Source organism: Streptomyces sp. NPDC037054 (assembly GCF_055606745.1).
Genome location: NZ_JBVJSJ010000003.1, coordinates 288,728 through 309,698, shown reverse-complemented (window position 1 = coordinate 309,698; position 20,971 = coordinate 288,728). Strand labels below are relative to the sequence as shown.

Here is a 20,971-nt window from a genome sequence, read left to right as displayed (position 1 = left end):
GTCCTCCAGGACGGGACCGGAGGCCGCCGGATCGCGCTCCGGTCGAGCTATACCCACGCGCGGATACGCGGACAGGCAGTACTCCTACGGTTGCGCGGATACGCTAAGGGACTTCTGCTCAGCTCGTCCATACTTTGTCATCAACGAGTTCAAAGTCCGTCCGGGAGCCGCGAATCGACCGCGGTGGGCGGCTCGGCATCCCGCCCCGCCGCCGCCCCCACCCCTGCCCTGCACCTGTTACGTCGCCGACCCGATGACCGGGTAGTGGTCCGAGAGGTTGGTGTACGTGTACGTGGTGCCCCAGCTGGAGACCGACCACGGCGGGCAGCTCTCCTTGACGACGTCGTTGTTCCAGCCCGACGGCCTGGCGTGGCCGGCCCGGAAGAGGACGTGGTCCAGGTCCTCGCGCGGGAGGCCGGGGTAGCGGTCCCGGGCGATCGAGTTGTCCTGGGTGTCGAAGGAGTACGGGTGGCCGGTGCGCGAATCGGCGTCCACGAGGCCGGCGTTGGCGAGCATCGTCGCGTACTCCGGGCTGCGGGAGTCGACGTTGAGGTCGCCGGTGACGACGACCTCCTCGGAGGCCGGGAGGTTCTTCGCGTCCAGGAAGGCGTCGATCTCCTTGAACTGGCTCGCCCGGTCCTGCTCGGCCTCCCCCGCCGCGCACCCGTCGTCGGTGGACTGCGCGTGCGTGCCGACCACGTGCACCCTGGCGCCGGCCACGTCCAGCACGGCGTACACGAAGCCCTTGTTGGCGTACCAGTCGGCGCCGCAGGCGTCCTTGTAGACGTACTGCTCCTTGCGCAGGATCGGCCACTTGCTCAGCAGGGTCACCCCGCCGTCCTCCGGCGTGGTCGTGGAGTAGGCCCCGCCGGTCGCGTCCCAGCCGGTCCTGCCTCGCCCGACCACGGGCGTCTGGTGCGGGTACGCGGCGGCGGCCTTGCTCTTCAGCGTCTCGGACGCGGAGTTGTCGAACGCCTCCTGGACGACGACCACGTCGTGCCCCTGGAAGAAGCCGGCGGCCGGGATGGCCGACGCGCGGTGCTGCTGGCCCCAGTTGGGGTAGAGGGAGGTGCTCATCAGGAACGCGTTGTACGTCAGCACGCTCAGGCGCGGCGCCTCGACGGAGGCGGCGTCGCGGGCCGGTGCGGCGGCGGCGGGGCCGGCGGCGGCGAGGGGGCTGCCGGTGAGGGCGAGGGCGGCCACGGCCGCGGTACCGGCGCGGCGCATCAGGGGACGGAGGGTACTCAGGGGTTGAGGCACGTGAACTCCCGTTCGTGGGGGACCGGCAGACCCGGGACGGGATGCCTCCCGGGACCGAGGACGCGCGACGGTGCCCCTGGGGGATCACCCGGGGCGCCGGACACGGCGGACATCAAAGCAAAGGTGAACTACCCTCAGGTAGCCCCCGGGCGTCGCCCGTGTGGAGGATCTCCGCATACGACGGACCGCACCTGCCGGGCGGCGGCCCGACGCCGTCGTCCGCGCGACGCGCTCCCCGCCCTGGTCAGCCGTAGCGGCCGAAGAGTGCCGCGAGGTAGTCCTCCAGGCGGCCCGCGAGCACGACCGGTGTCAGGTCCGTCCGGCCCAGTTCCCGCCAGGGCTCGGCGACCTTCTCCGCGTCGGGGGCGAAGGCCAGCGCGTCCAGCAGGCGCCAGTGGAGGTGGGCCGCCGGGTCGTCGGCCGGTGTTCCGCCCGCCGCCGCGTAGTGGTCCGCCAGGCGCATGCCGACGGGCACGCCGTGCAGCAGGGCGAGGGCGGTCGAGCAGTGGGCCACGTCGAGGTCGGCGGGTCCCCAGGACGTCTCCACCCAGTCCACGACGCCCGTGATCGCGAGGTCGGCCCCGTCACCGGTGAAGAGCACGTTGCCGGGGTGGAAGTCGCGGTGCAGGAAGCACGGCTGGTGGGCCGGGGGCGGGCGGCGGATCACGTCCACGGCGCGCCGCCACAGGTCCGGGCGCTGCGTGTCCTTGGGGATCCGCACCCGCTCCGGACTGGTCCAGGCCTCGTAGGCACGCGGCCGGGCGTCCTGAGGGACACGCAGTCGGTGGATCGCCACCAACTGCCGTGCCAGCAGCCGCGACTTCCGTTCGACGTCCGCCTCGTCCAGCCTGATGCCGCCCGGCAGCAGGGACATCAGGAGCGACGGGTGGTCGCAGTGCTCCGCCTCCGCGTCGACGGCGTGGAGACGGGCGGCCGGCACGTCCGTGTCCGCGAGGAGACGGAGGACGTCCGCCTCCCGGGTGAGCAGACCCGCCGCATGCCTCACGTAGAACGGCTTGACGAAGGACCGGAGGACGAGGGAGTACGCATCGCCCGCCCCCTCGATGTCGAGGCGCCTCATCTGCGAGGTCCAGCCGCCCCGCAGTCCCACCGCGGCGCGGATCCGGTCGCCGGGCCGAAGGCCGCGCTCCACCCAGGCGCGGGTGGCGGACCACCCCGGCTCGTCCGGCTCCGCCTCCGACTCCGTTGCCGCGCGCGCCACTTCGGTCTCACTCCGGGTCATGGCGGCAGGCTAGCGGCCCGGCTCTCGCGCTCCGTCGGATTCCGGCGGCTCGACCTGCCTCAACCTGCGCCGCAGATGGGCCCGTTCGGGCTCGGTGCCGGCCAGGTCGAGCGCCTCCCGGTAGGCCGCCGCGGCCTCGGGAAACCGTCCCAGGCGCTGCAACAGGTCCGCCTGCGCGGCCGGATAAGGGTGGTGGCCGCGCAGCCGGTCCTCCCCCGCCAGCTCGTCCAGCAGTGCCAGTCCCGCTTCCGGGCCGTCCCGCATCGCCACGGCCGCCGCCCGGTTCAGCGCGACGACCGGGGACGGCGTGAGGGCGAGCAGGACGTCGTAGAGCGCGACGATCTGCGGCCAGTCGGTGCTCGCCAGGTCCGGTGCCTCGTCGTGCAGGGCGGCGATCGCGGCCTGCACCCCGTAGGGTCCGGGCGGGCCGCCGGTGAGCGCGGGCGGCACCAGGGCCAGGCCCTCCTCGATCATGGCGTGGTCCCACAGGCCGCGGTCCTGGTCCTCCAGCAGCACGAGTTCCCCGCCGGGGCCGGTCCGGGCCCCGCGCCGCGCGTGGACCAGCAGCATCAGCGCCAGCAGCCCGGTGACCTCCCGTTCGGCGGGCAGCAGCCGGCGCAGAATGCGCGCGAGACGGATGGCCTCCTCGGCGAGGTCGAGCCGTTGCAGCTCGGGCCCGGAGCTGGCCGCGTAGCCCTCGGTGAAAAGGGAGTAGAGGACCTGGAGCACGCCGGGCAGCCGCCCGGGCAGTTCGTCGGCGCCGGGCACCCGGAAGGGGATCCGGGCCTCGCGGATCTTCTTCTTCGCGCGCACGATCCGCTGCGCCATCGTCGCGGGCGGGACGAGGTGGGCGCGGGCGACCTCGGGCGTCGTCAGGCCGGCCAGGCAGCGCAGGGTCAGGGCGGCGCGGGCCTCGGGCGGCAGGGCCGGGTGCGCGCAGGTGAAGAACAGCTGCAGGCGTTCGTCGGGCAGTTCGCCGTCCGCGGCGGCGTCCGGGGGCGGCGCGGGATCGGCCCGGTCCGCCTCCACCTGGAGGACGGCGAGCCGGGCGGCGTACGCCTGGTCGCGCCGCAGCCGGTCGACGGCCTTGCGTCGCGCCGTCGTCAGCAGCCACGCGCCGGGCCTGGCCGGCACGCCCTGCACCGGCCAGTGCACCAGCGCCGCCTCGACCGCCTCGGAGGCGACCTCCTCGGCGAGGTCCAGGTCCCCGAAGCGGCGCACGAGGGAGGCGAGCAACCGGCCGTGTTCCTCACGGAACACGGACTCCACCGTCCGGTCCGCGCCGGTCGCCCGCGCCTCCACGGTCGTCAGGCCCCGAAGTCGGCGACCGGCCGCACCACGACCGAGCCGCTGCCGCGCGAGCCGGGACAGCGGGCGGCCCAGTCGAGCGCGACGTCCAGGTCGGGTACGTCGATGACGTAGAAGCCGCCGAGGACCTCGCGGGTCTCGGCGAACGGTCCGTCGGTGACGGTCCGCTCCCCGTCGGCGCCGACCCGCACCTTCGTGGCCGTGACCAGGTCGGCCAGCGACTCCCCGGAGACGAAGATCCCCGCGTCGCGGACGGCCTTGTCGTAGGCCATCCAGTCCTCGACGGTGCACTCGGCGGCGCCGCCGTCCGCGTCGACGGCGCCACTGTTGATCAGCATCATGTACTTCATGGTCCGACTCTCCTCGAGTTCCTGTCGTCATCCTCGCGCAGCACCCCGCCGCACACCATCACGACGAACGGGCCCCGGCGGTATCGACACCGCCCCGGAAACTTTTTCCGCGCAGCCGGCGCGAGCCGTCCGGCGTAGTGCTCGCACCGGACGTCGTGGGGTGGGTGGGCCGGCCTCCGGCGAGACCGGCCGTCGTCACGCCTCCCCGAAGAGGGCCTCACGTCTCGCCTTGAGCGCGGCTGCCGCGCCCTGCGGGCTGAGGACCGCGCCGAACTCCCGCAGGGCGATGTCCAGGACATCGGTCCGGGTCGCGGCCGGGTCGTCCCTCAGGGCGATGTCGGCGGCGCCCAGGGCGAGGTGGTCCAGCGCAGGAACGCCTCCAGGTCCGACGCCTGCGCTCGCAGCAGGACGCTGTCCCGCGCCACGTCGTCGCGGCCCGGCAGTATCCAATAGACGCCGTCCGCGTCCTCGCCGTGTCCGGGGTGGACCGACAGGTCCCCCGCCACGGTGCGGCCCTCCATGCCGGATGTGAGCAGGTCGGGGCCGAGCCCCCAAGCGCATGGAGGGCCGCGGCCTGGTGAAGCGCGAGGAGGTGCCCGACGACGGCCGCGGCGCCTACGTCGTGCTCACGCCCGAGGGCCGGCGCGCCATCGGGCAGGCCGCCCGCGCACGTACGGACCGTGCGGAGCCTCATCTTCGACGGCATCGACGACGACGAACTCGCCGCTCTCGGCGCGGTCGTCGACAAGAGGCTCGCCCGGCTGGAGAACGGCTGAGCGACGCGGCGGGGCCGGAGCCGGAGCACGTCCCGCCGGCCGCTCGCGCCGCCGGGGCCGCCGTATCACCCGCCGCCGCGCGGGCGCTTTCGGGTAGCCTTCCGTCCATGTCGAGCCCCGAGGCATCCAAGGTGGGGGCTTTCGGTCACGCCGTCAGCCCCCTGAACCACTGAGCCGGTAACCCCGTCGTCCCGCCGCGTCGTGCGGCCGGACGCGCGCGCCCGCGCGGGGTGCTGACCGCGGTGACGAGACGCCACCTTCTCGTGCTTCTCCTCGCCTCGGAGCCTTTCGATGCCCTTTCCCCTGTACGTGCTCGCCCTGGCCGTCTTCGCCATGGGCACCTCGGAGTTCATGCTCGCCGGTCTCCTGCCGGACCTCGCCCGCGACCTCGGCGTGACGGTCGGGACGGCGGGCGCCCTCACCTCGGCGTTCGCCGTCGGGATGATCGCCGGGGCGCCGCTCGTGGCCGCGCTCGCCCGGACCTGGCCCGCGCGTTCGAGTCTCCTCGGATTCGTCGGGGTGTTCCTGGCGGCCCATGTCGTGGGCGCCACCACCTCGAGTTTCGCCGTCCTGTTCGCGACCCGGGTGGCCGCGGCGCTCGCGAACGCGGGTTTCCTCGCCGTGGCCCTGACGACGGCCACCGCTCTCGTCCCGGCCGCCGAGAAGGGCCGCGCGCTGGCCGTGCTGCTGTCCGGCACGACGCTGGCCACGATCGCCGGGGTTCCCGGGGGCGCCCTGCTCGGGGCGTGGCTCGGGTGGCGGGCCACCTTCTGGGCCGTGGCCGTGCTCTGCGTGCCCGCCGCCGTCGGCGTCCTCGTCGGAATCCCGGCCCGTCCCGCAGGTGCGGCCGCCACACTCGTCCGGCCCGCTCTGCGCGCGGAACTGGCGCTGCTCGCCGGACCGCGGCTCATGACGGTGATGGGGCTCGGCGCGCTGGTGAACGCGGCGACCTTCGCGGGCTTCACCTTCCTCGCGCCGGTCGTCACCGACACCGCCGGGCTGGGCGAACTGTGGGTCCCCGTCGCCCTGATGCTGTTCGGCGCCGGTTCGTTCGCCGGTGTCACCGTCGCCGGCCGGTACGCCGACCGGCGCCCGGACCTGGTCGTCGCCGTCTGCGGCCCGCTGCTCCTCGTCGGCTGGCCCGCCCTCGCCGTCCTGGCCGACCGGCCGGCGGCGCTGCTCGTCCTCGTGTTCGCCCAGGGCGCCCTGTCGTTCGCGCTGGGCGGCACGCTCATCACACGGATCCTGTACGAGGCGGCGCCGGCGCCCACGATGGCCGGCTCCTACGCGACGGCCGCGCTCAACACCGGCGCCGCCGCCGGACCGCTCGTCGGCGCGGCCGGCCTGGGCACGGCGGCCGGGAACCTCGGCCCGCTGTGGACCGGCGGACTCCTCGTCGGCGTCGCGCTGCTCGTCGCGATCCCCGCCCGGGGCGTCCTGACGGCCGACCGGGAAGGGGAGACCACGACCCTCTGACGTCTGCCCGCGCGACGGGCGGGAGCAGGCCGGTGGTTCCCGTCCGTCCGCCCTTCCGGGCGGTGCGCCCGGGTCGGGGCGTGGAACGGTTCGGCCGTGGGGGGCGTCGTCCCTGTTCGGGGCGCGGCGGCCGTGCCCGGAGAGGAGAAACCCGTGGGTACGGGCGGGTTCGACAAGTGGATACGACGGTTCGAGGACGAGCGGGACCGCAGGGACGCCCTGGGCGACCCGGACTGGGCGCGGGGCGCGACGCTGCACCGGGCGGTGTGGTCGAGCATCCAGCGCTTCCAGGTCGGCGAGGACGGCGACGGCGCCAATCTCGTCGGCAAGGCGGACGCGGCCGGCGACGCCGACTACACGCGGGCGGTCCGCCTCTTCGTGGCCGAGGAGCAGAACCACGCCCGGCTGCTGGCCCGGCTGCTGGAGGCGGGCGGGATGCCGACGCTCGGGGGCCACTGGAGCGACACGGTCTTCGTCCGGCTGCGGCGCCTCATGGGCCTGCGCATGGAACTGCTGGTGCTGATGATCGCCGAGGTGGTGGCGCTGCGCTACTACCGCGCCCTGCGGGACGGCGCCGGCGACGCGCTCACCTCGGAGGTCGCGGGACGCATCCTGGCCGACGAGGAGCGCCACGTCCCCTTCCACCGCCGACGCCTGCACGCGTCCCTGGCCGAACTGCCCCGCGCCGTACGGCGCCCGGTGACGGTGCTGTGGCAACTCCTGCTGCTCGGCGGCGGGTTCGTCGTCGCCGTCGACCACGGCCCCGCGCTGCACCGTCTCGGCCTCACGCGGCGGCGTTTCCTGGCCGACGTGATGGGCTCGTCCGGCGCGGTCGTCGGCGTCGTACTGTCGCCCCGCGCGGACGACGCCTGGCCGGACATGCCCTGACGTCACACATCCGTAAGGCCCCGGCCGGCTGCCCGGGGGCGGACCCGGCATTACTGTCACCGGCGGAACCGACCTACAGGAGTCCTCACTTGCGCGCCCGCACCTTCCTTCCGGCCACCCTGACCGCAGCCGTCCTCGCCCTCACGGGTTGCGGCTCCGGCGACGACTCCGCCGACGACGCGGGGTCCGCCCCCGCGCGGGCGTCGACGCCCGCCGAGTCCGCCCCCACCTCCCCCGCCGGCTCCGCCTCCGCCGGCAGCGGTTCGTCGGGAGCGAAGGTGCCGGAGGCGCTGAACTTCACCGCCACCACGGTGGACGGCAAACCGTTCGACGCGAAGACCCTCGCGGGCCGGCCGACCGTGCTGTGGTTCTGGGCGCCGTGGTGCCCCACGTGCAAGGGCCAGGCGGCCGAGACCGCCGAGGTCGCCGCCGACCACCGGGACACCGTGAACGTCGTCGGGGTCGCGGGCCTGGACAAGACCGCCGCGATGCGCGACTTCGTCGCCGACACGGGCACCGACGCCTTCCCACACCTCGCGGACGAGGAGGGTGAGGTGTGGAAGCGGTTCGAGATCACCCAGCAGAGCACCTACGTGATCCTCGACCGCACCGGCAAGACCGTCTACGAGGGTGTCCTGCCCGGCGGCAAGGGGCTTGCCGAGAAGCTCTCCGGACTCACCGGCTGACCCGATGTCCGACCTTCCCCTCGCCCTGGCGCTGGGCGCCGGCGTCCTCGCCGCCGTCAACCCGTGCGGCTTCGCCCTGCTCCCCGCGTACCTGTCGCTGCTCGTCCTCGGCGACGACAGCCCGGGCCGGACCGTCGCCGTGGGCCGCGCGCTGGCCGCGACCGCCGCGATGACCGCCGGATTCGCGGCGCTCTTCGGCGTGTTCGGCCTCGCCGTGCAGCCGGTGGCCGGGCAGGTCCAGCAGCACCTGCCCTGGTTCACCGTCGTGTTCGGCCTGTTCATCGCCGTCGCCGGGGCGTGGCTGCTGGCCGGTCGGCAACTGCCGGTCCTGGCCCCGAAGCTGCGCCGCGCGCCCGCGGTGACGCGTTCGCTGCCCTCGATGGTCCTGTTCGGCGTGGCCTACGCCGTCGCGTCCCTGGGCTGCACCATCGCCCCGTTCCTCGCCATCGTCGTCTCCGCGTTCCGCAGCGGCTCCACCGGCGAGGGCGTCGCCCTGTACGCGGCGTACGCCGCCGGGATGGGGCTGATCGTCGGCGCGGCCTCCCTGACGGTCGCGCTCACCCGCACCACCGCGGTGGGCCGGCTGCGCCGCCTCGGGTCGTTCACCCCGCGTCTCGGCGGGGGCCTGCTGCTCCTGGTGGGCGCGTACGTCGCCCACTACGGCTGGTACGAGGTCCGCGTCCTGCGCGATCCGGCCACCACGGACCCCGTCATCGAGGCGGTGGCCGCCGCCCAGCGCGGCGTCGCCGACGGCGCGGACGCACTCGGGCCCGCCGCCTGGGCCGCCCTGTTCGCGGCCCTGCTGATCACCGCGCTGCTGATGCGCCGACGGGCAAGGTGAGGATCTCGGCGCCGTCGTCGGTGATGGCGATGGTGTGTTCGCTGTGCGCCGTGCGGCAGCCCGTCGCGCTGCGGAGCGTCCAGCCGTCGGGATCGGTGACGAGTTCCGCGGTGTCCGCCATGACCCACGGCTCCAGCGCCAGCAGCAGCCCGGGCCGCAAGGTGTAACCGCGGCCGGGCCGGCCGGTGTTGGGGACGTGCGGGTCCTGGTGCATGGTCGAGCCGATGCCGTGGCCCCCGAAGTCGGTGTTGATCGGGTAGCCCGCTTCCCGGAGGACCGTGCCGATGACGTGGGAGATGTCTCCGATGCGGGCCCCGGGGCCGGCGGCGGCGATCCCCGCGGCCAGGGCGCGCTCGGTCGTCCTGATCAGCTCGACGCTCCCGGCTGGCCGCGCGTCGCCCACCAGGAAGCTGATGGCGGCGTCCGCGGCGACCCCGCCCCGGGAGACGGCGAGGTCGAGGGTGAGCAGGTCGCCGTCGGCGAGCGTGTAGTCGTGGGGCCGGCCGTGGAGCACGGCGTCGTTGACGGCCGTGCAGATGTAGTGGCCGAAGGGGCCTCGTCCGAAGGACGGCGCGTAGTCGACGTAACAGGACTGCGCCCCCGCCTCCACGATCATGGCCTTGGCCCAGCGGTCGATGTCCAGGAGGTTCGTGCCGACCGTGCTGCGGCTGCGCAGCGTCTGGAGGATGTCGGCGACCAGGGCGCCGGTGTCCTTCGCCCGGGTCAGCAGAGTGGGGTTCAGGATCTCGATCAATGCGGCGCCCTTCCATGCTTCCAATAACTATACCGGCCAAACTATACCGGTACTAGAATCACGGTCATGGTCAGGTTGCCGCTCACTCCCGAAGAGGTCGAACGAGGGCAGCGCCTCGGCGCGCTCCTACGGCGGGCCCGGGGGGAGCGCTCGATGCTCGAAACCGCGCTCGCCGCCCGCGTCTCGCCGGAGACCCTCCGGAAGATCGAGTCGGGCCGCGTGGCCACGCCCGCGTTCCCGACCATCGCGGCGATCGCCGACGTCCTCGGCCTCTCGCTCGACGCGGTGTGGGCCGAGATCAGCCGGCCCGAGCCCGACGTCGAACCGGCCGGCACCGCCCACGGCGCGCGCGAGCAACTGGCCTCGTAGGCGGCGAGTCACCTCGCGCGGTCCAGGGCGCGCGCGACGGCGGAGGTGACAGGGGCGGCCCGGCCGGGCAGGTGCCGGGCGGCCCAGGCGGCGACCAGACGCAGGAAGTCGCTCAGGTCGCGCTCGACGCCGGCCAGCAGGTGCCGCAGGTCCGTGACGGGCAGCTCGATCACCGGGCTGTCGTCGCGCTCGGCGTCGACGGTCAGCCGGACGGTGTCGCCGAGGCGTTCCGCGTACGGCGAGGGGTCGTGACCGAAGCCCGCGTGGCCGGCGCCGTCGACGACGTCCCACCAGTCGCGCCGCTCGTCCACGCCGTGGCAGCAGCCCGGCAGCAGCGTCGTGCCGGTCGCGGTGTCGGTGATCCGCAGTCCGCCGGCCGCGTAGAGGGGGTCCATGGTGAGCAGCCCGTGCAGGAAGCTCCCGACCGGGTCGGCGGGGCGCGGCGGCCGGCCGTCCTCCGCCGGGTCGATGTCGTTGCACTGCGCGATGCGCATCACCGCCGTGCCGACCTCGGCGGGGCCGAGCGTTCCGTCGAGCGGCAGGAAACCGGACGGCGGGCACGCGGCGACGGGCCAGAGGGCGAAATCCCCCGGGTCGTAGGTCTCCAGGACGGGCTGCGCGACGATCACCCGTGCAGTCTGCGGCACGCCGGGCTCGCGCCGCACCGCGTTTACGCCCGACGTTTACGCCCGACGCGACGCAACGTGGCGCGGCGTGGGCGGCGTGCCGTCGGCGGGCGGCGCGGGGTGCTGTCCGACCCCTTCACCGGTCGCGCACACGTGCTCCATAGTGGGCACCGCATCGTCTTCCCCGAGAAGGGCGTCGGCTCTGGGAGAGGTGGTCCCGGTGGGTCTGTCCGTGCGGCTGAAGGGTCTCGCCGCCTCTGCCTCGACGGCTCCGGCCGTTCCGACGCCGACGGCTCCGACCGAGATCGTGCTGTTCGATCACGAGGACCGGCTCGTCGGGCGGCTGCGCTTCCGGGTCTGCCCGGCGTGCCGGACGGGGCGGGTCCTGGACATCTGGACGGGGGACGGCCGGCGGAATCAAGGGCTGGGCCGCCGGCTGACCCGTTCCCTCCTCGCCTGTCATCCGGGCCACCGGTGGACGACGACCCTGCAGACCCGGGAGGGCCGGGACTTCTTCCGGTCGATGTCGGAGGAGACCGGGGTGCCACTGCCCCAGGGCGGCCCGCTGTGCGGCCACCTCACGGGCGCGCTGCGGCGGAGCCTGCGGTCGCTGCTGGAGCGCTGACCCCGGCGCGCGCTCACTGCCAGCGGTCGGCGCCGCCGCCTCGCCATTCGATCAACGGCGTGGTGCCGGCCTCCTCGTGCCCCACGACGATGCCGACCCCGCGCACTACGGCCAGCACGTCCGCGACGCACCGCGCCACGCCCACCACCTCGCCCATGAGCGAGACCTGACGTCCCCCGGCGAAGAAGGGCTTGTGCACGACGACCGGGGCACTCCTGCCCCGCAGGTACCCGGGCGGACTCGGGCAGTCCCAGGGCCCGAGCCCCGGCCCCGCGGACCTCGGCCGCCGCCCCGTCAACGCCTCCGCCATCCGCGCATCTCCTCCACCGGGTTCGCCACGCCTGTTCGACACACACCAATCTTTGCATGATGCAAAGCAGGGGTAAAAAAAGCGATCCCGGCACGAGGCAACGCCCCGGGGCGCGCGGGCGGGGCCGGCCCCGGCGTCGCTCCGCGCCCCCCAACCCCCCGCGCTACAGGCCGAGTTCCACGGTGATGTGCGGGGCCAGCGCGTGGAGCAGGTCGGCGGCGTCGAACATCTCCCCGGCGGAGGCCACGCCGACCGTCCTGGTCCGGCCCGTGAGGATGCGCCGGACCGCCTCCACGGCGAGGGGCGCGGTGACGGCGTAGATGTCGCGGCCCCTGGCGACGGCACGGCGTTCGGCGCCGCCGGACCGCACCACGGCGTCGACCACGAAGGTCTGCGCGGAGCGGCCCTCGTCGTCCACCGCGGCCGGCGCCGGGGTGTCCGGCGCGGACAGGTCCCGGGCCGCCTCGACGGTCATGTAGGTGCGGACCTCGGGCACGGTCAGGTGGCTGGGGACGGTGACGACGTCGGCCATGGTGTACTCGCCGAGGACGGCGCGGGTGCCCAGCGGCTCGGGGAACGGCCACTTCAGGTGGGGCAGCTCGTCGTCGTGGTACTCCAGGCGCCCGCCGGTGAAGCGGACGCGGCGGCCCTCGCGCCGCTGCCGGGACACCTCACCCGCGACGCGCGTGCCGGCGGTGGGGTGCCAGCCGCTCAGGCCGTACGCGACGTGCACCTCGTCCGCCGTCGTCCAGTCGCCCGCCGCCGCCGTGGCGAGCAGGTCGCCGAGGCCGCCGTAGAACGCCATCGCGGGGACGACCACCGCTCCCGCGGCGCGGGCCCGGTCGGTGAAGTGCGCGAACGTGTCGGCGTTGGCCTCGATCTCGGCCGCGACGTCCACGTACGGGATCCCGGCGCGCAGGGCCGCCTCGATCACGGGGGCGGCGGTCGTGGCGAAGGGTCCCGCGCAGTTGATCACGGCCGCGGCGCCGGCCAGGGCGCGGTCCAGCGCGACCGGGTCGTCCACGGACGCCGGGCGGGTCCCGAGGCCGGGGCGGGACGCCGCCAGGGCCCGCAGTCTGCCGGGGTCGCGGCCGGAGAGGAGCGGGACGAAGCCCCGCTCCACGAGCCGCGCCACGACGAAGCGCCCCGTGTGCCCGTACGCGCCGTACACCACGACCGTCTGCCCCGCTGCCATGTGTTTCTCCCGTTCTCGGACGACCTGAGGACATCCTCGCGGGGTCGGGCCGCCGGGCGTGAGTGTCCGGAACGACGCGCCCCGTACACTTCCGGACATGGGCTCTGTCGCGCTGGCCGTCACCGACGGCATGCTGCACTTCGAACTGTCCGTGGCGTACGAGGTGTTCGGCTCCGCACCGGACACGGTGACCGTCCCGTGGTACGACGTCGCCGTCTGCGGGACGGGTGCCGTGCGGGTCGGCCGGTTCCGGCTGGAGAGCGACCGCGGCCTCGAACGGCTGCGGGACGCCGACACGGTGATCGTGCCCGGCTGGGCCGACGTCGACGTGGCCCCGCCCCCCGAACTGGTGGAAGCCGTGCGTGCTGCGCACGAGGCGGGCGCCCGGGTGGCCTCCCTGTGCACCGGCGCGTTCGTGCTGGCCGCCGCGGGTCTGCTGGACGGGCGGCGCGCGACGACGCACTGGGCGCACACCGGCGTCCTGGCCGCTCGCCACCCCGAGGTGGAGGTCGACCCGGACGTGCTCTACGTGGACAACGGCAGCGTCCTCACCTCCGCCGGGAAGGCCGCCGCGCTGGACCTGTGCCTGCACCTGGTCCGCCTCGACCACGGCTCCTCGGTCGCCAACGCCGTCGCCCGCCGTCTCGTCGTGCCGCCGCACCGGGCCGGCGGTCAGGCGCAGTTCGTCGCCGCTCCGGTGCCCGCCCGCGACGACCATCCCCTCGGGGCGCTGCTGCCCTGGGCGATGGAACGCCTCGACCGTCCGCTGACCGTGGAGGACCTGGCCCGGCAGGCGCGGATGAGCTCGCGCAACCTGGGCCGCCACTTCCGGGCGGCGACCGGCACGACGCCGTTGCGGTGGCTGCTGACCCAACGCATCCGCCGCGCGCAGGAGTTGCTGGAGAACACCGACAGCGGTGTCGACGCCATCGCTGCCGCGACCGGCATGGGCACCGCCACGACGCTGCGCCGCCACTTCCACCGCACGGTCGGCGTGCCCCCGGACACCTACCGCCGGACCTTCCGCGCCCGGCCCCGCGGCGGGACGGGCGACGCGCCCCTCGCGTGAAAGGGCGCCCGGGGTTCGGCCGGGCGGTTCAGTCGTCCACGCGATAGGCACAGGCCGGCCGGGCCGGTTCGGGCTCGATCGTCCGCCGTTGCGGCCACTGCCCCTGGGGCAGGGACGCGGCCGGCGTGGGCCACGCCTCGTCCGCGGCCTCCCCGGTGACGGAGCCGAGGTCCGGACACGAGGTCGACGCCGGCGCGTCACGCCACCAGTCGTCCCAGCCGACCGGCTCCGGGTCCTGCATCATCAGGGTCAGCCCGCCGCCGACGGCGACCAGCACCACCCATGCCGTCAGGGCGATCCGCTTCATTCTCCGAGACACCGTTTCGCTTCCCCCTCTATGCTGGAACCCGTCGGTATTCGATCACAGAGCGAGCATGCGGGGAGGCGAGTCGATGTCCGCGCGCAAGGTCACTGCCGTGCGCAGCGTCCGGATCGGCCTCACGTCCCGGGCGACGACCTGACCTCGTTCCGTCCGCCCCGCCGGGAGCGTGAGCTCGCGGGGCACCGTCACCGACACCCTCAGAAACGGATCCCGTTCAGCCATGGGTACACACCCCGACTGGATCACGCGCGCCGAGACCGGCGCCGACCGTCCCGCCATCCGTGAGATCGACCTCGCGGCCTTCGACACCCCGCTGGAGGCCGACCTCGTCGACGCCCTGCGCGCCGACGAGGCATGGATCGACGGACTGTCCCTCGTCACCACCGGCCCCGACGGCAGGCCCGTCGGTCACGCGCTGCTGACGCGCTGCCACATCGGCGCCGTTCCGGCGCTGTGCCTCGGGCCCGTCGCCGTCCTGCCCGACCACCAGAACACCGGCGCCGGTTCCGCGGCCGTCCGTGCCGCGCTGCGGGCCGCCCGGGAGCGCGGCGAGCGCTTCGTCACCGTGCTCGGGCACCCGGCGTACTATCCGCGGTTCGGCTTCACCCGGGCCCGCGCGCACGGCATCGGCGTGACCTTCGACGTCCCGGACGAGGCCCTCATGGCCCTCGCCCTCGACGCCGGCCGTCCTCTGCCGAGCGGCACCCTTCGCTACGCGGCGCCGTTCGGCGTCTAGCCGGCGAACCCCTCCGGTCACGGCACCGGGCACCGGGCGCCGTCCGGCCGGGCGGGGAGCCGTCGTTCCCCGCCCGGCCGGCCGTGTGGCGCGTAACCGCCGTGGCGCTTCGCGTCCCCCGCGTAGGCACTCCCCCGAGGGGTAGGCTCACGCCGTTTGCCCCGGCGAGTCGGCCGCCGATCCGGCGCCGCCCGCCCTCCGTCGCCGTACGACAGGAGCCGTCATGAGTGAGCAGCCCCCGTTCGTCCTCGACCCCGCCGGTGCCGACCGCCACGCCGAGCACCGCGCCCTGCGCGAGCGGGGCCCGGCCACCCGGGTCGACGTGCTCGGTGTCGAGGCCTGGTCGGTCAGCGATCCCGCTCTGCTCAAGCGGTTACTCACCAGCCCGGACGTCTCCAAGGACGCCCGGGCCCACTGGCCGGGGTTCGAGCGGGCGCTCGGCACCTGGCCGCTCGCCCTGTGGGTGGCCGTGGAGAACATGTTCACCGCGTACGGGCCCCACCACCGCAAGCTGCGCCGGATGGTGGCGCCGGCCTTCAGCTCCCGCCGCATCGCCGCGATGAGGCCGGCCGTCGAGGACATGGTGGCCGGGCTCGTCGACCGTCTCGCCTCCCTCCCCGCCGACGAACCGGTCGATCTGCGCCAGGAGTTGGCGTACCCGCTGCCGATCGGCGTGATCAGTCACCTGATGGGGCTGCCCGAGGACCGGCGCGAGGACTTCCGCGCCCTCGTGGACCGCATCTTCGACACCACCCTCACCCCGGACGAGGCACAGGCCAACACCGTCGCCCTGTACGAGCTGATGGACCACCTCATCGCCACCAAACGCGCCGCGCCGGGCGACGACATGACGTCCCTGCTCATCGCCGCGCGGGACGACGAGGGCGACGGCGCCCACCTCAGGCCGGAGGAACTGCGCGACACGCTCCTGCTGATGATCAGCGCCGGCTACGAGACCACGGTCAACGTCATCGACCAGGCCGTGTTCACGCTGCTGACCCGCCCCGACCAGCTGGCCCTCGTCCGCGGCGGCGCCGTCACCTGGGAGGACGTCGTGGAGGAGACCCTGCGGCACGAACCGGCCGTGAAACACCTGCCGTTGCGGTACGCCGTCAACGACATCCCCCTGCCCGACGGGCGGACCATCGCGCGCGGCGAGGCGATCCTCGCCTCCTACGCCGCCGCCAACCGGCACCCCGACTGGCACGACGACGCCGACACGTTCGACGCGGCCCGCGCCGTCAAGGAGCATCTCGCCTTCGGACACGGCGTCCACTTCTGCCTCGGCGCGCCCCTCGCCCGCCTCGAAGTCGCCCTCGCGCTGCGGGCCCTGTTCGACCGCTTCCCCGGCATCCACCTCGCCGTGCCGCCGGCCGAACTCCGGCCCGTGGCCTCCCTGATCAGCAACGGGCACCAGCCGCTGCCGGTGCGTCTGCACGCGCGCTGACCACCGGGAACACGGAACTGGGGTCGATGCTGGGGCAGGTACCGGGGCGGTCCGCACGGCCGTGCGCCAGGCTCGTCGTCCGTGACGACCTCGCACCCGTTGCCGGGCTTCCCAGGAGTTCCTCGTGAGTGACCTCCCCCACGGCGAGACCGCACGTGAGCGGCTGCGCGCGCACCTCGCCGCCCATCGTCAGCGCTACGCCGTCTACTTGCTCGGTTGTCTGCTGTTCTCCAGCGGGGCCGCCGCCTTCATCCACGCCGACCTGGGGACCGATCCCCTCGACGTGTTCGCCCTCGGCGTCCTCGAACACGCCCCGCTGACCATCGGCATCGTGCAGGCCGGCGTGGCCGTGGTGTGCCTCGTCGTATGGGCGGCCTGGAACCGGCGGCGGCCCCCGCTGTCGCCGTTCTTCACGTTCTTCCTGTGCGGCAGCATGATCGACGTGCTGCGCGCCGTGGAGGCCGCCGACCACCTGCCGCTCGCGGACGGCGGCGTCATGGTCCTCGGCGTCCTGCTGTGCACGTACGGCTCCGCGCTGATCATCATGAGCGGGGTCGGCATCCGGGCGATGGACCTGGTGGCGATCTCCATGACGCACCGCTGGCGCTGGCCGTTCTGGGCCGCCAAGGGCAGCCTCGAACTCGTGCTGCTGGGCTCCGGATACGTCCTCGGCGGGCCGGTGGGACTCGGCACGATCTGCTTCCTGGTGTTCGTCGACACCCTGATCCAGCCCTGCATGTCGCTCACGAGCCGCGTGTTCTCCCTGCGCAACCACGGACTGGAGAATCCGTCCCCGGTCCCCGTCTACCGGACCGATCCCGCCTGAGCGAGAGGCCTTTCGACCATGCTTCTGTCCGATCTGTACATCGCCGGCCTGGGCGCCCGCATCCCGGGGCGCGTCACCACGAAGGAGGCCGTGGCCGCCGGATGGTACGACGCGGCGGAGGCGGAGGCCCTCGGCTGGGAGTCGGTGGCCGTCGCCGGCGACGTGCCCGCCCCGGACCTGGCGATCGAGGCCGCGCACCAGGCGCTCGAGATGTCCGGGCACGCGGCGGCCGACGTCGACATCCTGATGCACGTGTCGTGCAACCACCAGGGCCCCGACATGTGGTCGCCGCAGCACTACGTCCTGCGCCACACCGTCGGCGGGAACATCCCCGCGCTGGAGGTCCGCCAGGGCTGCAACGGCTTCCTCGCCGCGATGGAACTCGCCGGCACCTACCTGGCGGCGGACCGGGACCGTACGGCCGCCCTCATCACGTCGGCGGACAACTGGGGCGACCCGCTGGTCGACCGGTGGCGGGCCACCCCCGGGGGCCTGTTCGGCGACGCCGCGACGGCCTGCGTGCTGTCCCGCCGCGCCGGCTTCGCCCGCCTGGTCAACGTCCGCGCGGTGTCGCTGCCGGAGCTGGAGGAGCTGAACCGGGGCGGCGAGCCGCTCTTCCCGCCGGGCTGCACCACGGGCGTCAAGGTCGACCTGCGGGAGCGCGCCGCCACGTACAAGGGCGGCCAGGACCTCGTGAACGCGGGCCAGTTGATGGGTGAGACGCAGCGCGCCCTGATCCGGGAGACCCTCGACGAGGCCGGCCTCGGCCCGGACGACATCACGCGCGTCGCCCACCAGTTCGTCGGCGACCTGAACGTCCTGCACCGCCTGCTGGAGCCCTTCGGCGAGAACGCCGGCCTGACCAAGGGCCTGTGGGACTTCGGGCGTTCGGTCGGGCACACCGGCGCCAACGACCAGACCAGCGGCCTGCACCACCTCGTGGCGACCGGTCAACTGGGGCGCGGCGACCGGGTGATGATGCTGGGCGCCGGCGCCGGGATCTCCTTCTCGTGCGCCGTCGTGGAGATGCTGGACGTCCCCGCGTGGGCCGCCGTGCCGGACCGGACCGCATGACGGTCGGGGCTCCGGTCCAGCCCGCGGACCTGTGGGCGCTGCGCATGCGGGACGCGTCGGCGCCCGCTCCGCTGCTGCGGCTGATCTGCGTTCCCTACGCGGGCGGCGGCGCCGCCGTCTACCACGGCTGGGCGGACCGCCTGCCGGGCGTGATCGAGCCGTGGGCGGTGCGCATGCCCGGCCGGGACGCCCGGCTGCACGAGCCGCTGCGCACGGACCTGGTGGCGACGGCGGGCGAACTCGCCGACGCGCTCGCGCCCCTGCTGACGCAGCCGTACGCCTTCTTCGGGCACAGCCTCGGCGCGTTCCTGGCGTTCGAGACGGTGCGGGCGCTGCGCGAGCGGGGCGCGCCGGAACCGGTCCTGCTGGCCGTGTCCGCGCGCAACCCCCCGCAGCAGCGCACGTACACGGGTGGCGTGCACCGGCTGCCGGACGACGAGCACCTCGACGTGCTGGACAGCCGGTACGGGGCCATCCCGCCGCTGCTGCGGGAGGACGCGCAGATGCGGGCGCTCTACCTGCCGATCCTGCGCGCGGACACGACCATGCTGGAGACCTACCGCTACGTGCCGGGGCGGCCCCTCGGGTGCCCCGTCGTCGCGTACGGGGGTGCCGAGGACCCGGAGACCTCCGCTGCCACGCTGGCCGCGTGGGCGGAGGTCACGGGCGCCGGCTGCGCGACGGCGGTCCTGCCCGGCGGGCACTTCTTCCTCGGGCCGTCGCGGGAGCAGCTGCTCGGCCACTTGTCGGCCGAGCTGCTGCGCGCGCTCGTGCCCTGAGGGGATGCCCCCCGGGGGTCAGCGACGGCGGGCGGTGATGAGGACGTAGCCGAGGCCGGGTGTGTAGAAGGTGTCGGTCTCCGGGTCGAGGAGGGCGCGCACCACCTCCTCGCCGGCGATGTCGACCCATTCGGCGCGGTGTTCGAGCATCATCGCCCGCAGTCCGTGGCGGACCGGTTCGGGGACGCGGATGTGCGGCGTGATGTCGGTGACGTCCAGGACGTCGAAGCCCTCGGCGGCGAGCATCGGTTCGTACGCGTCGAGCGGCATGGCGGTGACCAGGGGGTGGATCGCGGACCAGTCCTCGCCGGGCTCGTGGAACATGTCGGCGATGGCGAGCCGGGCGCCGGGCCGCAGGACGCGGGCCGCCTCGCGCAGCGCCAGCGCCTTGTCGGGCATGTGGATGAGCGACTCGAAGAACCAGCCGGCGTCGAACGACTGGTCGGGATACGGCAGTTGCTGGGCGTCCGCCAGCTCGAAGCGCACCCGGTCGGCGAGCCGCAGCTCGCGCGCCCGGGTGCTGGCGTGCTCGATCTGGCGGCGGCTCACGGACACGCCGACGATCTCGACGGCGTGTCCGCCGGCCAGGTGGAAGGCCGGCTGGCCGATGCCGCAGCCGATGTCCAGCACACGCTGGCCGGTCGCCGGCGCGAGACGGTCGACCATGAGTGCCGTCAGGTGCTCGGTGGCCGCCTGGAAGGTGGAGTGGTCGGAGGGGTCCGCCCAGTAGCCGAGGTGCAGGTTGCTGTCGCAGATCCTGGCGTGGAACTCGCTGAAGGTGTCGTACAGTTCGGCCACTGCCTCGCTGTTCGACCCGTTCGTCGAGGTCATCTCGTACCTCTTGTCTCTGAAGTTGCGGGGGCGGGGGGTCGGTGCCGCGGCGGCGCCGCTCGGCGGGGTCAGGTGGTGTAGTACCAGCTCATCGGTTCGGCGTCGGCTCGCTCGGGCGCAGCCGGTCCGGCCGGTCGCGGCGCGGGGCGGGCGGAGCAGCGGCGGCGCAGGGCGTCGAGGGCGGGCAGGGCCCGGGTCACGGTGTCGAAGGGCAGGCCGAAGTCGATGAGGCAGGCCACCTCGTCCACCCCGGCGGCCCGCAGCCTGTCCACGGTGGCGGCGCACTTGTCCTCGGTGCCGAGCAGGGAACGGCGGCTGTAGTAGTCCTCGGCCATGAGCTCGGCGAGCCGGTCCTGTTCGGCGGCGTCGGTGCCGCGGGAGGTGCCGCTGACCGCGTCGTCGTTGCGTTTCTGGGTCATGAACGAGGCGAGGTAGCCCTTGACGGGCTCGCGCACCAGGTCCCACACCTGTTGTTCGTCGTCGCCGACGTAGGTGTGCATGCCGACGGTGACCGTGCCGGCCGCCGGGTCGTGGCCGGCGCGCTCCCGGGCCGCGCGGTACCGGCCGATGTCGGCCTCCAGCTTTTCCCAGCTGGTCAGCAGGGAGAGGACGTTCAGTCCGCGTTCGCCCGCGTCCACCCAGGTCTGCGGGTTGGAGGTGTGCACCAGCCACATCGGCAGTTCCGGCTGGCAGGGCCGCGGGTAGGTGCGGACGTCCAGGGCCCGGCCGTCGGGGCCGGGGAAGGTACGGGTCTCCCCCCTCCAGAGCGCGGCCACCGTGTCGACGTGGTCCAGGGTGTACTGCCTGCGCGCGGCGTAGTGGTCGGGGTAGAACACGAAGTCGCCCTGGTGCCAGCCCGTGGCGACGCACACGCCCGCGCGGCCCGCCGAGAGCTGGTCGACGAGGGACCACTCCTCCACGACCCGCACGGGGTGGTGGTGGGGCAGGACCACGCTGCCGGCCCGCAGGTGCAGGTTCTCGGTGGCCACGGCCAGTGCGGCGGACAGCACGGCCGGGTTGGGGAAGCTGCCGCCGAACTCCTGGAAGTGGCGCTCCGGCGTCCAGATGGCGGTGAAGCCGTGCCGGTCGATGAAGCGCGCCACGTCCAGGATGAACCGGTAGCGGGTGCCGAAGTCGTTGCGGTCGTTCGCGGAGAAGAAGTAGACGCTGAAGTCCATCG

At 74.0% G+C, this 20,971-nt stretch carries 23 protein-coding genes and 1 pseudogene; 12 read left to right on the top strand and 12 right to left on the bottom strand.

Annotated features, from left to right (window positions below; all coding sequences use genetic code 11):
- Positions 1-237: 237 nt before the first annotated feature.
- From sph to ACZ7D7_RS09880, 5 genes and pseudogenes are all read right to left on the bottom strand, one after another.
- Complete coding sequence (gene sph, locus ACZ7D7_RS09900; RefSeq protein ID WP_470823480.1) at positions 238-1,227, bottom strand: sphingomyelin phosphodiesterase; 990 nt, start codon at positions 1,225-1,227, stop codon at positions 238-240.
- Between the two features lie 277 nt (positions 1,228-1,504).
- Positions 1,505-2,503 carry a phosphotransferase family protein gene (locus ACZ7D7_RS09895; protein ID WP_470823479.1) on the bottom strand — a complete coding sequence of 333 codons (999 nt, stop codon included), beginning with the start codon at positions 2,501-2,503 and terminating at the stop codon, positions 1,505-1,507.
- 9 nt (positions 2,504-2,512) lie between these two features.
- Positions 2,513-3,805 (bottom strand): RNA polymerase sigma factor, encoded by a 1,293-nt coding sequence (locus ACZ7D7_RS09890; protein WP_470823478.1) that lies wholly within the window; start codon positions 3,803-3,805, stop codon positions 2,513-2,515.
- A 5-nt stretch (positions 3,806-3,810) separates the two neighbouring features.
- Complete coding sequence (locus ACZ7D7_RS09885; RefSeq protein WP_470823477.1) at positions 3,811-4,161, bottom strand: YciI family protein; 351 nt, start codon at positions 4,159-4,161, stop codon at positions 3,811-3,813.
- A gap of 326 nt (positions 4,162-4,487) precedes the next feature.
- Positions 4,488-4,724 (bottom strand): annotated as a pseudogene (locus ACZ7D7_RS09880) (SsgA family sporulation/cell division regulator); the annotation flags it as partial.
- A gap of 504 nt (positions 4,725-5,228) precedes the next feature.
- On the opposite strand from ACZ7D7_RS09880, the gene ACZ7D7_RS09875 reads away from it, so the two are divergent.
- From ACZ7D7_RS09875 to ACZ7D7_RS09860, 4 genes are all read left to right on the top strand, one after another.
- Positions 5,229-6,413, top strand: coding sequence for a Cmx/CmrA family chloramphenicol efflux MFS transporter (locus ACZ7D7_RS09875; RefSeq protein WP_470823476.1), 1,185 nt, complete (start codon positions 5,229-5,231; stop codon positions 6,411-6,413).
- A 153-nt stretch (positions 6,414-6,566) separates the two neighbouring features.
- Positions 6,567-7,301, top strand: a complete 735-nt coding sequence (locus ACZ7D7_RS09870; RefSeq protein ID WP_470823475.1) for a ferritin-like domain-containing protein — start codon at positions 6,567-6,569, stop codon at positions 7,299-7,301.
- Between the two features lie 89 nt (positions 7,302-7,390).
- Positions 7,391-7,987 carry a redoxin domain-containing protein gene (locus tag ACZ7D7_RS09865; RefSeq protein ID WP_470823473.1) on the top strand — a complete coding sequence of 199 codons (597 nt, stop codon included), beginning with the start codon at positions 7,391-7,393 and terminating at the stop codon, positions 7,985-7,987.
- 4 nt (positions 7,988-7,991) lie between these two features.
- Positions 7,992-8,828 carry a cytochrome c biogenesis CcdA family protein gene (locus ACZ7D7_RS09860; RefSeq protein WP_470823472.1) on the top strand — a complete coding sequence of 279 codons (837 nt, stop codon included), beginning with the start codon at positions 7,992-7,994 and terminating at the stop codon, positions 8,826-8,828.
- On the opposite strand, the gene map is transcribed toward ACZ7D7_RS09860, so the two are convergent.
- Entirely contained in the window at positions 8,794-9,582 is a 789-nt protein-coding gene (gene map / locus ACZ7D7_RS09855) for a type I methionyl aminopeptidase (RefSeq protein WP_470823471.1), read from the bottom strand. The genes ACZ7D7_RS09860 and map overlap by 35 nt on opposite strands.
- 66 nt (positions 9,583-9,648) lie before the next feature.
- Between map and ACZ7D7_RS09850 the strand changes: the two genes are divergently transcribed.
- On the top strand, positions 9,649-9,951 hold the full coding sequence (locus tag ACZ7D7_RS09850) for a helix-turn-helix domain-containing protein (protein ID WP_470823470.1): 303 nt from the start codon (positions 9,649-9,651) through the stop codon (positions 9,949-9,951).
- 8 nt (positions 9,952-9,959) lie between these two features.
- Here the strand turns inward: ACZ7D7_RS09850 and ACZ7D7_RS09845 are convergent, their stop codons facing one another.
- Entirely contained in the window at positions 9,960-10,580 is a 621-nt protein-coding gene (locus ACZ7D7_RS09845; RefSeq protein ID WP_470823468.1) for a hypothetical protein, read from the bottom strand.
- A gap of 217 nt (positions 10,581-10,797) precedes the next feature.
- Between ACZ7D7_RS09845 and ACZ7D7_RS09840 the strand changes: the two genes are divergently transcribed.
- Complete coding sequence (locus tag ACZ7D7_RS09840; RefSeq protein WP_470823467.1) at positions 10,798-11,202, top strand: GNAT family N-acetyltransferase; 405 nt, start codon at positions 10,798-10,800, stop codon at positions 11,200-11,202.
- A gap of 13 nt (positions 11,203-11,215) precedes the next feature.
- Here the strand turns inward: ACZ7D7_RS09840 and ACZ7D7_RS09835 are convergent, their stop codons facing one another.
- A complete protein-coding gene (locus ACZ7D7_RS09835; RefSeq protein WP_470823466.1) occupies positions 11,216-11,401 on the bottom strand; it encodes a hypothetical protein in 186 nt (61 codons plus the stop codon).
- Positions 11,402-11,675: 274 nt separating this feature from the next.
- The gene (locus ACZ7D7_RS09830; protein ID WP_470823465.1) at positions 11,676-12,707 is read right to left on the bottom strand and encodes a saccharopine dehydrogenase family protein; all 1,032 of its coding nucleotides are present in this window, start codon (positions 12,705-12,707) and stop codon (positions 11,676-11,678) included.
- Between the two features lie 97 nt (positions 12,708-12,804).
- Between ACZ7D7_RS09830 and ACZ7D7_RS09825 the strand changes: the two genes are divergently transcribed.
- Positions 12,805-13,776 carry a helix-turn-helix domain-containing protein gene (locus ACZ7D7_RS09825; RefSeq protein WP_470823464.1) on the top strand — a complete coding sequence of 324 codons (972 nt, stop codon included), beginning with the start codon at positions 12,805-12,807 and terminating at the stop codon, positions 13,774-13,776.
- Between the two features lie 28 nt (positions 13,777-13,804).
- Here the strand turns inward: ACZ7D7_RS09825 and ACZ7D7_RS09820 are convergent, their stop codons facing one another.
- The gene (locus ACZ7D7_RS09820) at positions 13,805-14,083 is read right to left on the bottom strand and encodes a hypothetical protein (RefSeq protein ID WP_470823463.1); all 279 of its coding nucleotides are present in this window, start codon (positions 14,081-14,083) and stop codon (positions 13,805-13,807) included.
- A 235-nt stretch (positions 14,084-14,318) separates the two neighbouring features.
- Here ACZ7D7_RS09820 and ACZ7D7_RS09815 point away from each other — a divergent pair, with 235 nt between their 5' ends.
- The 5 genes from ACZ7D7_RS09815 to ACZ7D7_RS09795 all read left to right on the top strand — a co-directional run bounded on the left by ACZ7D7_RS09815 (position 14,319) and on the right by ACZ7D7_RS09795 (position 18,960).
- Complete coding sequence (locus tag ACZ7D7_RS09815; protein WP_470823461.1) at positions 14,319-14,834, top strand: GNAT family N-acetyltransferase; 516 nt, start codon at positions 14,319-14,321, stop codon at positions 14,832-14,834.
- 223 nt (positions 14,835-15,057) lie between these two features.
- Entirely contained in the window at positions 15,058-16,281 is a 1,224-nt protein-coding gene (locus ACZ7D7_RS09810; RefSeq protein ID WP_470823460.1) for a cytochrome P450 family protein, read from the top strand.
- A gap of 124 nt (positions 16,282-16,405) precedes the next feature.
- Entirely contained in the window at positions 16,406-17,107 is a 702-nt protein-coding gene (locus ACZ7D7_RS09805; RefSeq protein ID WP_470823459.1) for a YczE/YyaS/YitT family protein, read from the top strand.
- 18 nt (positions 17,108-17,125) lie between these two features.
- Positions 17,126-18,181, top strand: a complete 1,056-nt coding sequence (locus ACZ7D7_RS09800; protein WP_470823458.1) for a ketoacyl-ACP synthase III family protein — start codon at positions 17,126-17,128, stop codon at positions 18,179-18,181.
- Positions 18,178-18,960 (top strand): thioesterase II family protein, encoded by a 783-nt coding sequence (locus tag ACZ7D7_RS09795; RefSeq protein ID WP_470823457.1) that lies wholly within the window; start codon positions 18,178-18,180, stop codon positions 18,958-18,960. Before ACZ7D7_RS09800 ends, ACZ7D7_RS09795 begins: the two co-directional genes overlap by 4 nt.
- Positions 18,961-18,978: 18 nt before the next feature.
- Here ACZ7D7_RS09795 and ACZ7D7_RS09790 read toward each other — a convergent pair whose 3' ends face one another.
- Together ACZ7D7_RS09790 and ACZ7D7_RS09785 are read right to left on the bottom strand one after the other, a co-directional pair.
- On the bottom strand, positions 18,979-19,791 hold the full coding sequence (locus ACZ7D7_RS09790; protein WP_470823456.1) for an SAM-dependent methyltransferase: 813 nt from the start codon (positions 19,789-19,791) through the stop codon (positions 18,979-18,981).
- 68 nt (positions 19,792-19,859) lie between these two features.
- Entirely contained in the window at positions 19,860-20,969 is a 1,110-nt protein-coding gene (locus ACZ7D7_RS09785) for a MupA/Atu3671 family FMN-dependent luciferase-like monooxygenase (RefSeq protein ID WP_470823455.1), read from the bottom strand.
- Positions 20,970-20,971: the final 2 nt, after the last annotated feature.